Source organism: Microcoleus sp. T3_B1 (assembly GCF_036700445.1).
In the GTDB taxonomy this organism is placed as follows: domain Bacteria; phylum Cyanobacteriota; class Cyanobacteriia; order Cyanobacteriales; family Microcoleaceae; genus Microcoleus.
The window spans coordinates 22,383-36,828 of the sequence record NZ_JAUBOX010000018.1 but is presented as its reverse complement, the minus strand read 5'-3'; the positions used below and the strand labels follow the sequence as shown (position 1 = coordinate 36,828).

Sequence of the window (14,446 nt, the reverse complement as noted above, 5' to 3'; positions counted from 1 at the left end):
AAGAAGAAGAGAGGGAACTCGCAAATTATTTCAAGTGGGAACTTCTCTCTTTTTTCTCTGCGCCCTCTGCGTCCTCTGCGGTTAAATAAAAAAAATCTAGTTCACAAATCGGTGGATAATTGCCACAATGAAAATCGGCTTTCTCGATACCTACACTTGGGATTACAATATTGAAACTCCTTACTGCAAACCTTTGGGTGGCACTCAGTCGGCTATTTGTTACTTAGCTGAGGCGTTGGCTGCACAGGGAAATGAGGTATTTTTGCTCAACAATACTTCCGAGTCGGGGATGTGGCGCGGCGTTGATTGCAGGCGCAGGGTGGGGGACAAATCTAATTTAGAATTGCTGCGATCGCTCGATTTTTTAGTTATAGTCAATATAGTCGGCAAAGCGCTGGAAATCAAACCGCTTTTGGGGCATCGAACTAAGTTAATTTTGTGGATTCATAACGAACCGGGCTTTGTATTCCTCGAAAATTTTAAGAATGAGCGAGAAATCAATGCTTGCGATGCCTTTGTATTTGTCAGCGACTGGCAGCGCGAGCAATTTCATCGGCGCTTTGGGATTGACTCTAATCGCAGTTGTGTTTTAAGAAATGCGATCGCACCTTGTTTTGCTAACATTTTCGCCGATAATATTTCTATCCTCTCTTATAAATCTCGACCGCCCATTCTAGCTTACACCAGCACTCCATTTCGCGGACTTGATATTTTGTTAAAAGTCTTTCCCGAAATTCGTCAAGCTGTCCCCGGAACCAGATTAAAAGTATTTTCAAGCATGAAAGTACACCAAATAGACGACAATGATAACAAGCTTTTTTTCGGTCAACTTTACCGCCAGTGCCAGGAAACAGAAGGCGTCGAGTACGTCGGTTCCGTACCGCAACCCGAACTCGTCCGGCAACTGCGTTCAGTCGCGGTTTTAGCTTACCCGAATACCTATTTGGAAACCTCATCTATTGCCGTGATGGAGGCGATGGCCTGCGGTTGCCGGATGGTGACGAGTGAATTGGCAGCGTTGCCGGAAACAACTGCTGGCTTTGCCCGTCTAGTTTCAATGTCAGGCGTGGAAAATTTTGCATCGATAACTAATTGGAAGCGGGCGGGCAACGCAGATTGGGAGGGATATACAAGGCGGTTTTTAGAGGCGATAGTCGGAGTTTTAAATGAGAACCTGGGTGCGGGCAGCGCCACTGCTGAAAATCATTTAAGACAGCAGGTAGAATATATAAATCAAGGGTGTACTTGGTCTGTACGTTCCCGAAAGTGGGTAGAATGGCTGAATAGTATTAGTGTAAAACCTGTAAGAGTGGCAGAGCAAATGATCGGGAATTATTTAGTAGGTTTAGAGGCAGTGAGAGATTATTTTCAAAAGGGAAATTGGCGGAAAGATCAGGGTGATCTCGGTGGCGCTATCGAGAATTATCAGAAAGCTTTAGAGTTTAATCCAGGAGATGCAGAAGTTCATAAAAAGTTGGCGGAAGTTTATGTTTTACAAGGAGAATTTGAAAAGGCGATCGCCTCTTGTAATGTCGCTCTTCAGTTTCAACCCACTTTTGCTCCTGCTTACTTGACAATGGGCAATGCCCTGCACAGTCAAGACAAACTGGAAATGGCAATTCAAGCTTACTTGCAAGCTTTAAAAATTCAGCCGGAATTTGCCGAAGCTAGCGCGAATCTCGGCAGTATGTATTACAAGTTAGGGCAATTGGAAGAGGCTGCCAGTTATTACCAAAAAGCTCTGGTAATTAATCCTCAATTGTCTTCGGTAAATATGATGCTGGGCAGCGTTTTGCAGCAGCAAGGAAACTTAGATGCAGCAATTAGTTGCTATCAAAAAGTGCTGCATCTGCAACCGGGAGATGCCAGCGCTGCTGAGAAATTAGCGAGTTTAATCGCACAAAAAGAGCGGCAAACTACTGACAGCAACTTTATCGAATTAGAAACAGAATCAGGGGAATCGCAACCAGTATCTGTCAACAAAGATGAAGGCTACGGCTTGCAGCCTTCGAGTATCAATTTGCCGGCAGCGCCCACCACTCAGACTTTAAATACTCCGTTTACCAACCCCGCTGAACTTTCCGAAGAAGTTACCTCGCTCAATGTTCCAGATAGCGGACAAGTTGCCAATTTTCAAGAAGTAGAACCGTACAATAAACTCGCAGAAAACTTTTTAGTTCAAGGTAAAATTAAAGAGGCGATCGCAGCTTGTCAGCAAGCGCTAAAAATTCGACCGGATTTCATCTACGCTTACGTCACTTTAGGCAATGCCTTGCAAGCAGGAGGCAAAACTGAAGCTGCAATTCGATCGTATTCTCAAGCCCTAGTATTGCAGCCAAATTTTGCGGAAGTGCGCGCCAATATCGGCAGTATGTATTTCAAAATGGGGCGTTTGGAAGAAGCGATCGCCCATTACCAGCAAGCCATCGCCCTGAGTCCCGATTTAGCGGGAGCTCACTGGAATTTAGGGAAAGTATATCACCAACACGGCAACATCGAAGCAGCGATCGCCTGTTTTAAAAGAACATCCGAACTCAACCCGCAGCTAGTCGGTGCAGACTTCCACTTTAACTTAGGTAATCGACTTTTGGGCCAAGGAAAGCGCGACGAAGCCATCGAATGCTACGAAAAAGCGCTCGCCATTAAACCGGATTGGGCCGAAGCTTACGGTAACATCGGCAGCGCGCGATCGCAACAAGGAAATCTCGACGCCGCCATCGCTTACTATCAGAAAGCTGTAGCTTTAAAGCCACATTTAGAAGTTTTGCACTTCAATATAGCCAACTCTTTTTTACAGCAAAACAAGTACGATGAAGCGATTACTAATTATCAAAACACTCTGAAAGTTAAGCCCGACTGGCCGGAAGTTCACGCTAACCTCGGCAATTGTTTTTCCATGCAGGGGCGGCTGGAAGAAGCTGTAGCCAGCTATCAGCAAGCTTTGGCATTAAAACCGAATTGGGCAGAGGTTTACTGCCGGATGGGACACATTCAAAAACAAGATAAGCCGTTGGAGGCGATCGCCCATTTTGAAAAGGCGATCGAATGCAACCCCAAATTTAGCGAAGCCTACCAACAACTGTGCGACTTGCTAAGCCATTCCACCAACCTCGCCGGAGCCCGCAGCGTAGCCGACAAATACTGCGAAAACTGCGGCGATGTCGCCCCAGTCATGTCAGCTACAGCCTACGTCTTTTCCTACCTGCAATCAGGTGTCAGCAAACAGGCAATTCAGAAACTCGAAGAAATCGAAAAACTCTGCTACGAAAAGGTCGAAACCTTTAGCGGGATCGAACTAAAACTGCTCTACGAAATCTTCCTGTTTGCAGTTTCTCACCTGCGAGACAACCGCGAAAAGAATGCCAGTTTCTACAGACTCATTGCCAAAGAATACTACCAAAAAGCCGTTCCTAAGCGCCAGGAAATTAACAGAAGCAACCTAGCCAAGTACCAAACAAAAGAACAGCGTCCTTTAAAAATCGGCTTCCTTTCCAAACACTTTCGCCGCCACTCAGTAGGCTGGTGCAGCGAAGCTTTAATTCGCGAATTAAGCCACATCACCCCCCACGTTCACCTTTACGTCACCGGGAAACTCCACCGAGATGAGGTTACGCAGCGGTTTGAAGACATGGCGGGCAAGTTTTACTGGCCTAAAAAATATCCAAACGGCTTTGCTGATGGCGGTGAAATCTTCGCCGAAGTAGCGCAAGACAACTTGGATGTTTTGATAGACTTAGACTCGATGACAGTCCCAACAAATGTCGAAGTGCTGTATCAATATCCTGCGGGAATTTGCGTTTCTTGGCTGGGATTCGACGCACCCTACATTTCAGATAATCACTACTTTCTGTGCGACGAACACACTCACCCCCCTGGTGTTGAAAAAAATTACTTAGAACAGTTAGTAAGATTGCCTGGTGGTTCGGTAGCAATTGGCGCACTGCAAAGCATTCCTGTGAATCGAGAGGCGATTAGAAATGCTCTCGGAATTGGCTTAGATCAAATGACTTATCTGTGCGTTGCGCCAGGGAGAAAAACCAATCCAGAAATGGTACGAGCTCAAGTTACAATTCTGAAGGAAGTACCAGATAGTGTGTTAATCCGCAAAGGTCAAGGCGACCCCGATGTTATTCACAGCACTTACCGCCAAGAATGCGAAATTCAGGGAGTAGATTTTGCTCGGATTAAGTTTATAGGGCAAACCCGAAGTGAAGAAGAACATCGGGCTATTTATTATGTAGCCGACGTGCTTTTAGATTCCTATCCTTACAACGGCGGGACTCACAATTTAGAGGCTTTGTGGGCGAATTTGCCAGTGGTAACTCGATCGGGCGACCAATATCTTTCGCGGATGGGTTACGCTTTTCTGAAAAGTGCAAATCTTGATGTTGGTGCGGCGTGGAGTTGGGAGGAATACACGCAGTGGGGAGTTAAGTTTGGCCGCGATACGGGTTTCAGAAATGCGGTGAAAGAGCATTTAGTAAAATCTAAGCAGCCAGAACATCTCGCACCTTTGTGGAATCCTAAAAAGTTGGCTGAGGATATGTATGAAGTGTTTCAAAAACTGTTAGCTAAATAGGTGGGGCATTGGGCATTGGGCATTGGGCATTGGGCATTGGGCATTGGCATAGCAATCCCTCATCATTAGTGAACTCCTTTCTTACTCTCTTCTCTTCCTCTGTGCCCTCTGCGCCCTCTGCGGTTCAATAAAAAAAGAGATATCAGGTAGAGAAAAACGATTTCTGGATATTTTTACCCAACGCCCAGTAAAGTTTTGTAAAAAAATCCGTGAAAATGCGTAAAAATTCTGCGCCGAGTCTGATTAATACATAGCTGATTCATAGTACCGCGATCGCACTAACTTTATGCCAGTTAGGGCGATCGTTTTTTTAGTAATACCAGTTTCAAACAAGAATGCAACTGTAGACAAGCTCCCAACCAGCAGCTTCATCAGTAATTCCCAAATCAAAAATCAAAAATCAAAAATCAAAAATAACCTGATTACTCACTAATCGCCACTCGATCGCGCCCGCCCGACTTAGCTCGATACAATGCCTTATCCGCAGCTTCAATCAACATTTTTGGGGAATTTTGACTTTGCGAAACGGTCGCAACTCCCAAGCTGAGAGTCACAGAATCACTGACAACAGACTTAATGTGGGGAATTGCCAAGGCTTTGACGCGGCTGCGGATTCCCTCCGCAACCGCCTGTGCAGCCACGACATCCGTATTTGGCAAAATTACCGCAAATTCCTCGCCGCCGTACCTAGCAGCCAAATAAAGGCGTTCTGCGGGTGCGTTTGTGCAAGCCTCCCCGATCGCCCGCGCCACTTGCTGCAAACAAGCATCCCCGGCTTGGTGGCCGTAATTGTCGTTGTAAAGTTTAAAACAGTCAATGTCGCACAGAATCAAAGATAGCGGTTCCAAAGAGCTCGACTGTTCCCATTCTCGATTGATCACCTCGTCAAAACGGCGGCGGTTAGCTAGTTGAGTCAGACTGTCCAAATTCGCTAACCCGTCCAACCGCTGGTTGGCCGCAGCTAACTGCTGGTAAAGTAAAGATTGTTCGATCGCGATCGCCACTTGAGTCCCCAACTGACTCAGCAAATCCACATCAAACTGCTGCCACTGGCGGGGTGCCGAACAGTGGTGGGCAATCAGCAAACCCCACAACTTCGGCACTTGACAAGAGCTGTTACCTTCCCTCGGTTCTATTCCCTGCTGGACAATCGGCACTACCAAATTTGCCTTCACCTGACAAGTCTCCAAAAAATTAAGGTGACACTCGCTCAAATTAGAAGCATGAATATCCTCTATGGCGCGAATGCGACCCTTTAAATACTGTCCGATGTAAGTAGTGGCAAAACAGCAATCCTCAATTCCCATCCCCTTGAGTGGCATCCATCCTTCTGCAACCGACTCCACCACCACATCTCCGTTCCAGTCGGGTCGGAAGCGGAAAACCAGCACGCGATCTGTTACCAAAAACTCCCGCACTTCCGCTACTGTAGTGTTGAGAATATCTTGGAGATCCAGAGAAGAACGGATGCGCGATTGAATCTGTGCGATCAGGCGTTCCCGTTCTATTTGTTGCCGCAGCGCGACTTGGGCTTGCTTACTTTGAGTAATGTCCCGGCCTTCCGGCAGCAACAAGACTATTTTGCCAGTTTCATCCGCGACCGGTTTGAGAGAAAAATCAACAGTTGCCGTCCGATTTACACCTTGAACTTCCACTTCATAGCGGACAAATTCACCTTTTGCCGATCGAGAAATCGCCTCTTGCAACTGTTGGCGAACTTCCTGAGAATCTCCCCACCAAGGCAAAAGCCAAAACGGTTTATTGGCAACATCCCGTAGCTTAATTCCCGCAAAATCCAGAGAAGTTTGGTTAGCTTCCAGCAGAGTGCCGTCGGGTTTCAATAAGCTGACAAATTGGAAAGAAGAATCAAAAATTGCCCGAAAGCGCCTTTGAGAATCTCCCAACATTGCCGTTACCTTTTCGCGAGAGGTAATATCGCGGAAGCGCCACACCCTGCCAATAATATTTTGTCCGACTCTAATTGGCTGCGTATAGCGCTCAAAAGTGCGGCCGTCTTTAAATTCTAGAATATCGCAACCTTCCGACTCCGCATCACTATAAAATTCTTTAACTCTCTGCAAAAAAGCCCTCGGATCTTTAACTTGCTTAGTGAGGAATGCCAGCCGCACAGTTCTATCCATTGAGTTTCTAACTTCTTCATAAATTCCCCACATTTGGACTAACTTTTCGTTATAACTAATCATTTCTCCGGCGGTAGTAACGGCGAGAATGCCGTCTGCCGTTGCTTCTAAGGTAGCGTGCAGCAGAGACCGCGATCGCTCTAATTCTGCTGCGGTCAATTTGCGTTCCGTGAGGTCTCGGACTGCTTTCACCTGTACTAAACGACCTTCCCAAAATACGAATTTGCTGCGAACGTCAGCAGGAAAAGCAGTTCCATCTCGCTTGAGAAAAATAGTTTCACAGACTGTATTGCTGGCTGCAGAAATCATTTGCGACGCCTGTTTGTATGATTTGGGCGACAGTAGTTCCAGCAAGCTCATTCCCGCCATTTCCGCAGGTTCGTAACCGAAAAGTTGGGCAAAATTGCTGCTGACGCTCAAAATTGTGTCGCGGTCAGCCACAGCAACTGCTTCAAAATAAGCTTCGCATTCGAGCAAGCGCGCTGCTGGCTGGCTGCTGCCATTTTCGCCGGCCGAATAGCTGTTGTTAATTAACTGTTGCAATTGCGTATTTGCCGAGTACAAAGCGGTCATGGCTTGCCTGTACATAGCAGTACGTTTCTCGACTTTTTGTGCGAGGCGATCGCGATATTCTCGCAGTTCTTTTTCGACTCTAATTAAATCAGTAATATCTACTGCAAACACGATTACGCCAGCGACTTTACCTGTTTCATCGCGGTAAGGTATTTTATCTGTCCGCACCCAGCATTTTTGACCCGATGCTGTTGGTAATAGTTCGACTTGCCCCTGTTTGGGAACGCCAGAATTGATTACTTCCAAATCTTCTAAATAATATTGCTCTGCTTCGTCAGGATATATTTCATAAAAAGATTTACCTTCTAATTGAGCAGCAGGCAAACCTCTCGATGCAGCGGCGGCTTGATTAATTCGCAGCAGGCGACTTTCGGTATCTTTGAGCCAAATCATCGCCGGCACGGAATCAAAAATAATTTGCTGTTCTTGTTGCTGCAGGCGTAGTTCGGCTTCTGCTTCTTTTCTTTTTATTATTTCTTTTTGCAGTTTTTGGTTAGCTTTTTTGAGTTCAGCAGTGCGTCTTTCTACTCTTTGTTCGAGTTGATCGTAGTATTGCGTCAGCAAGTTTTGCTGCTGTTCGTGTCGCAATGCTTCTAATTTTAACTTTTCGCTAGCTGACAAACTTGAGGATACAAAATCTGCTAATATTTGCGTAAATTCGTGTTCTTCTTCCGTCCAATCACCGTCGGAACCCTGGCGTTCAACGCTGACTATTCCCGCCATTTTACCTGCTAGCACAATCGGTACGCTTAACAGGGAAGTCGTGCCCCGATCGAGCAAATAAAGACTGACAAGTTCTCGCGTTCTCGGGTCATTTTCTGCTGCCACAGTAGCGATCGCACTGGCAGATTTTAAAGCTTGAAAATATGCCGGACAGTCGGCTGCTGTGATGATGATTTGTACGGAATGGAGTTTAGTATTTTGTTCGTAAAGGTCGATGCAGTGAAGCTGCGTTTTGTCTTCGCCATACAGCCAAATACTGGCTCGATCGCAGTTGACAATACTAACAGCGGTTTCTGTTACTTCGCGGATGAAGCCTTCTATATTGTGGCGTTCTTTAAGTTGACTTTTGGCTAATTTTGCGATCGCTAAAGTTGGACTGCGCCAATTTGCTCTCTGGTTGGGCGACCTGGGTGACTGCGAAGCAGCCTTAATTTCTTCGCAAACTAACAGTATAGCCGGCCGTTGGAAATTCGCCATTGAACGACCATTAGTATTTTCCTCTATTTTCCAATCTACCGTCGGCATTGGGCGCGCGGTTGCTTTTACTCTAATAATCTTGCCGTCTTTGCAAGTCAAGCAGCCTTCCCAATAGGCAATTTTTGGAGTGGGCGTACCGTTTTCCGGCTGGGCCAATCCGGCAAATTCTGCCTGCATTTTGCCTTGCTCTTGGCAGTAAAATATGTTAAAAATTGAATGACAAATTAATTCCTGCGATTTGTAGGCAAGGCGAGACGCGCCGAATTGATTGAGCGAAAAAACTCTTCCCAAAGCGTCTAGAACGAAGTAAATGCCCGGAAAATTCTCGTAGAGAGTTCCATACCAATCTTGTTCGACTTGTTGGCTGCACGAAAGTTTGGCTGTCGCGAAGTTGCCGTCGGTGTCGAGCAAGTGAGAATAGTTGGTTTCGGGGTTGCTTGAATTACTTTTTTTAGCAAACACTTTTAGCTTAACTCGACTGTAATTAATTTTACTTTCTGGAATTTAACTTTTTTGTGAAACTAAATTAAACCTGTTGTTTGAAAAAAGTTACAACTTGTAACAAAATTACCACTTGTCCAGCACCCTGATTTTCGCTTCCCAATGCAACCACTGTGTTTGTTTGTAGCTGGTACACGGTCGGCCGACGATATTTCCCGCTAGTTGCAATGCCAGCAGGTTTAGCTGCAATTACCCAGTCTGTACTTTTAGCATCCTAGACAATAAAAAAAACCGGCAATCACTGATTTTAAGTATATACGATAACACTCAAATACCTAGTATTGGGACTGACCTACTTCGGATTCGGTTTGGGATATTGGCCGGGGCTGCGGATGAACCGGGCGACGGTTGCAATTATCGGGTGAGATGAGTGCGGTGGCTTTGGGGATACTCGACCTGAAAACTGCTTGGGAGGCGATCGACCCCAGTACGATGTTTTGTGTTGGGAATGACCAAGAATTTCTTCATGTGGTATCCGCCACGTGATTTATCCGTGGAATCAATCCAAAATCGAAAATCGAAAATTCTCAAGAAAGAGCATTTATCCGTGGGGTCGCCTCTAAAATCTAAAATCTAAAATCTAAAATCGATTGACGATCGTGAATCTAATTAATTAGACTGTTTAATAAATATTTATAATACTTAAGTTAAGTAAATCTTATAATGCACAATCGGCCACGAGCTTTAGTCCTATAGTTTATACTTAATCTTGTGCAGCAAACGCTAAGGAGGTAAGAAAAAGTGAGTATCCAACCCGCTGCGAAACCCAGACTTAATTCTGCGTTCAAACAACTGATGTCCTTACACTGGGTAATGTCAGCTTGCTATTTAGTGCTGTTTATTACCGGTACGTTTATGGCTCAATTGCCGAGAGAATTGTTTATTCGAGGCCCCCTGTACGATTTTCACAAATCCGTAGCCGTGCTGACAATGGCTTTGCTGACTTGGCGGATTTTAACTCTCCTCCGGGTATGGTGGAAAAAATATACGAAACGCCTGCCAAAGTTTACAAAGGAATGGTACAAAAATTTTGCTCTGCACGCAAGTTTGTACGTTTTTATGTGGCTAGTTCCGGTTAGTGGTTTCTTTTTTTCTAACTCTTTCAAAAGTAACAATGTGAAATTTTTCGGCATTGTTTTGCCGGATGTGTTTCCGCAGAATTCCGCAATGGTTGATCTGGGAAGGAGTTTGCATTTTTGGCTGGCGTACACATTTTTAGCGTTCGTAATTTTGCATATTTTAGAGCAGAAGAAAGTTGTGAGAGCTAATTGGCGTAGGTTGACAAATTTTGTTAGCACTAAGTTCCCAAAGTCTCAAAAGGTGGGATAAATTTGCGATGGGGTACTATAGCCTTTCGAGCTCTCATAGGAGGTACTCATGGGCATAGGGCATAGGGCATAGGGCATAGGGCATAGGGCATAGGGCATAGGGCATAGGGCATAGGGCATACCTCACCACGCTTGAGAACCGCTATATCTGAATTGGTAATGATAAATTGACTGCAAAACTCGCTATTTTCCACGGTGATATTGTGAAACTTGTCCCATCATCTAACTTCTGGGGCAAATTTATGGGTTGTTCTAATAAATCGACGGGGTGACTAATCGCCAAACCCAAATCGCTCTTTAATTCCAACTTCGCCTCTTCACCATGACACTCGTAACACCGCAAAATCCACACATTAGAATCGTCTTCCGATTGTTTGAAAGCCATCAACACTAAATTTTCGGCGGACAAATCCAAAAACTTGCCAACTGTCGGCAGAGTCTTGTGGCCATTTTCCTCTAACTTGGGTAACACCTTTACTAGCAGCGGTAAATTCAACTCGTACCCCTGTCGAACTGTGTCGGCATCCTGCCAATTTCCGCTGTGGGGATACACTGCACAAGTAAATTCCGAAACTCCTACATCTGCTTGTTCATCCGGCCAAGTCGAACCCCGAAGCAATGTCAGCCGAATTTGATTTGGTTGAAGGTCGCAACCGTATTTGCAATCATTGAGCAAACTCACTCCAAAACCATCATTGCTGATATCAGTCCAGCGCAAAATCGGCACTTCCCATTTGGCTTTTTCGGCGGGTGTTTGCGGCTTAGTTGTGCGTGCGATCGCACCGCCGGGAATTTCGCAAGTTACAAAATCTGCTTCTACATTTAACCCAAAGGCTGCTTTTACTAAAACGTGCTTTTCTTGCCAATCTGTCACTGTCTTGATTTTTAGCAGCGGCGAACCTACTTCTACTATATAATCTTGGCAAAACTCCGACTTGCCAATTTGTCGGACTACGCGCAAACTCTGCCGTAATTCCCCCTCCTCTACCCAACAAATATCTTTGAGTATCGGCGCTGGTAGTTGATGTTTTTCATAATTTGGGTCAATGTTCCAAGCATCCCAATATTGGCCGCTGTCTTGAAATGCTTGCAGTTGATTGCCACCGGCTGCATTCAGGACTTCTCGGTTATTTACTTTATCCCAAATGCTGGATAAATCCCCGGTTTTGCCGTCTACTGTTGCCCGAATAAATTCATTTTCTAACACCATTTCTGCGGTTGCAAAATGCGTTTCTTGACAAGGTGTGTTTTTTTGTGCTATACCGTATGTAAGTTTCGATAACTCTGTCTTTTTTTCAGTTTCTGGACTCGCGGACGCATTATCCACAGTTTGAGCGTCTTCGCGACACAGCCAAAACACCTGGTAGCCAACGGCGGGGATATTATTTGCCCAAAATAACAGTGTAGAGTGCGATTGCGGTCGATCGCCCCTGACAATCTGCGAAGCCAGTCGCCGTCGCGAAAAATCGTAAATTTGCCAAGCTGAATCAGCGGCATCGGGAAGCGGTACAGCGACAACCTCAGAGCGCGACCAATTGAGAGTATTGAAAATCAAAATTGGTTGAGCGTCGGGCCCAGGAGGGGAAGGGAGAGAAATTTGAGCCGAGATGGCATCCAAAGATTTTAGCAGGATTTCGCGACAAGTGCGATCGACCTCAGCAAAAGCTAGATTAGCATCCGCATAAACTTGGGCGATCGCAGAACCGGGCAAAATATCGTGAAACTGGTTAAACAAAATTTGTTTCCAAGCAGATTCTAACTCAGATTTCGGATAAACCGCACCAGTACAAATAGTGGCCAGCGAAGACAGCAACTCCGCTTGGTAGAGCAATTCTTCGCAGCGGCGGTTTTGGCGTTTTTGGTCGGCGCGAGTCGTGTAGCAACCCCGGTGGAATTCTAAATAAAGTTCGTCTTTCCAAACGGGAAGAGTTTTGAGTTGTGAGATGGGAGGATTTGCATCCGAAATTGCCGACAAGTTGGACAATTCTAGCGCCCGCAAATTCTCCTGATTATCCGATTCAGAAACATCGCTTTCGGGCTTAGTTGCGGAAATTGCCGACAAGTTTGACAATTCTAGCGCCCGCAAAATCTCCTGATTGTCCGATTCGGGAACATCACTTTCTGGCGTAGTTGTCGCAACTTCCGGCAAAAACTGACTCTCAATCAAAGACAAATAATCAACCGCTTTCGCAAACTCCAACTTCGGGAAAAAAGGCGACATTTTCCAGCGTTTCGCCACCTCCAACATATCACGAGTCGGGCCACCGCCGTGGTCGCCAACCCCAGGCAACCAAAGAGCATCTTGCAAACCAGTCTTAACTTGCCAGTCAAAAGCATAACTTGCCATTTTCACAGATTCTATGCCTTCACCAATGGGAGGAGACATCATACTAAATATTTTAGTACCGTCCAACCCTTCCCACCAAAACGCACCGTGCGGAAATTCCGTTGAATCATTCCACCGCAACTTTTGCGTCACAAAATAATCAACTCCACCTTGCCGCAAAATCTGAGGTAATTGCCACCCAAAACCGAAAGTATCCGGTAGCCAAGCCACCCGCATCAATTCGCCAAATTTTTCTTTTGCATAAAGCTGTCCGTAAAAAACTTGCCGCACCATTGACTCAGCGGAAATCAAGTTTAAATCCGGTTCTACCCACATCCCGCCGACAACTTCCCAACGTCCGACGGCCACCTGTTTTTTAACCGCAGCAAATAAGTCCGGCCGATGTTCTTCCATCCAAGCATAAAGCGCCGGAGTAGAATGACAGAAAATCAAATCGGGAAACTCCGATTGCAATTTCAATACCGACTCAAAAGTTCGCTTGGCCGCTTCCCAAGTTTCCGGGACAGGCCACAGCCAAGCCAAGTCTAAATGAGCGTGACCCACCAAATAGATTTTACCTGTATATATAGATGTCAGCTCACCACTTTCTCCTATATATATAGATGTCGGATTGCTATTTTCTCCCACATCAAAAACCTCATCCCTTCTTCCTCCCTCTGCGCCCTCTGCGGCCTCTGCGGTTCCCTCATCTAAATCCCCAGAAAAAGATGTCAGCTCACCACTTTCTCCTATATATATAGATGTAGCATCGCTATTTTCTCCAACCTCCGAAACTTCCTCCCTTCTTCCTCCCTCTGCGGCCTCTGCGCCCTCTGCGGTTCCCTCATCTAAATCCCCAGAAAAAGATGTCAGCTCACCACTTTCTCCTATATATATAGATGTAGCATCGCTATTTTCTCCAACCTCCGAAACTTCCTCCCTTCTTCCTCCCTCTGCGGCCTCTGCGCCCTCTGCGGTTCCCTCATCTAAATCCCCCAAAAAAGCTCGAAGATATCCCAGTAAATTGTGCCGCAAAACAGACAGCGAGCGATCGAACTTTTCGCGATCGCACACCGCCGACCAATCAATCAAACCAAGCGCCAAATCAATCTCAGATTTCAGCATTTCCCCCTTGACAAACCGGGGGGTATTTGCTATTATTTCGGTGGGGAGGTATTGGGAATTTTCAATTTCTAAATTTCGACTAAGCGAATTTTGCAAAATCTCTAATTCGGCAGCCACAAAACCCGGATCGAAACAAGAAGAGTCAGCAGCTTCGTACAAACAAATCGATCGCACTAAAGCACCGTTATCGTGACCCGGACTTACCAACCGCAAAATTACTAAAAATTCATCTCCGGGATTAGCCGACGAACTCAACAAAACTCGATCGGCAAAATCAAATAAATCTCCCTGTCCGGCTAACTCGCCATTGACAAAAATTTGAGCATCTTCTGCCCACCAAGTCAAGCCCAGCAGCAACCGCAAACCAACCACAGGATAGCCCTGCAAATTGTCAGGAATTACAAATTGCTGGCCCAAATACAAAACTTGCTTCCCAGACGGCCAAGCAATATGTCCTTTCCCGTTAAGTTCGGCAACAGGGCTGTTACAAATATTTACCGAAGAGACAGCCGAGTCAGAATCGCAGTACCTCCAACCAGACTGAACCTCCACTTGACTGAGGCGGCGCAACTTTTCGACAGTGGCAGAAATATTGTTGCTGGCAGGTGACACAGAAGCGCTCATATTTCGCTAAAATAGGAATTGTGTATTAATCAAAAATCAGATTGAACCG

The 14,446-nt window shown here is 45.8% G+C and carries 6 protein-coding genes; 3 read left to right on the top strand and 3 right to left on the bottom strand.

Annotation, left to right across the window (positions count from 1 at the left end):
• Nucleotides 1-127: 127 nt before the first annotated feature.
• A complete protein-coding gene (locus QT990_RS12295; RefSeq protein ID WP_333465288.1) occupies nt 128-4,579 on the top strand; it encodes a tetratricopeptide repeat protein in 4,452 nt (1,483 codons plus the stop codon).
• A 243-nt stretch (nt 4,580-4,822) separates the two neighbouring features.
• On the opposite strand, the gene QT990_RS12290 is transcribed toward QT990_RS12295, so the two are convergent.
• On the bottom strand, nt 4,823-4,951 hold the full coding sequence (locus QT990_RS12290; RefSeq protein WP_333140301.1) for a hypothetical protein: 129 nt from the start codon (nt 4,949-4,951) through the stop codon (nt 4,823-4,825).
• Between the two features lie 50 nt (nt 4,952-5,001).
• The gene (locus QT990_RS12285) at nt 5,002-8,955 is read right to left on the bottom strand and encodes a PAS domain S-box protein (RefSeq protein ID WP_333140299.1); all 3,954 of its coding nucleotides are present in this window, start codon (nt 8,953-8,955) and stop codon (nt 5,002-5,004) included.
• A gap of 387 nt (nt 8,956-9,342) precedes the next feature.
• Between QT990_RS12285 and QT990_RS12280 the strand changes: the two genes are divergently transcribed.
• The gene (locus QT990_RS12280) at nt 9,343-9,480 is read left to right on the top strand and encodes a hypothetical protein (protein ID WP_333305164.1); all 138 of its coding nucleotides are present in this window, start codon (nt 9,343-9,345) and stop codon (nt 9,478-9,480) included.
• Between the two features lie 255 nt (nt 9,481-9,735).
• Nucleotides 9,736-10,323 carry a cytochrome b gene (locus QT990_RS12275; RefSeq protein ID WP_333140295.1) on the top strand — a complete coding sequence of 196 codons (588 nt, stop codon included), beginning with the start codon at nt 9,736-9,738 and terminating at the stop codon, nt 10,321-10,323.
• 141 nt (nt 10,324-10,464) lie between these two features.
• Here QT990_RS12275 and QT990_RS12270 read toward each other — a convergent pair whose 3' ends face one another.
• A complete protein-coding gene (locus QT990_RS12270; RefSeq protein WP_333465287.1) occupies nt 10,465-14,397 on the bottom strand; it encodes an alpha-mannosidase in 3,933 nt (1,310 codons plus the stop codon).
• Nucleotides 14,398-14,446 lie beyond the last annotated feature (49 nt).

Bases quoted from the DNA above. Each gene is read 5' to 3' on its own strand.
- QT990_RS12295 (WP_333465288.1), top strand. From the start codon at position 128: ATGAAAATCGGCTTTCTCGATACCTACACTTGGGATTACAATATTGAA.
- QT990_RS12290 (WP_333140301.1), bottom strand. From the start codon at position 4,951: ATGAAGCTGCTGGTTGGGAGCTTGTCTACAGTTGCATTCTTGTTTGAA.
- QT990_RS12270 (WP_333465287.1), bottom strand. From the start codon at position 14,397: ATGAGCGCTTCTGTGTCACCTGCCAGCAACAATATTTCTGCCACTGTC.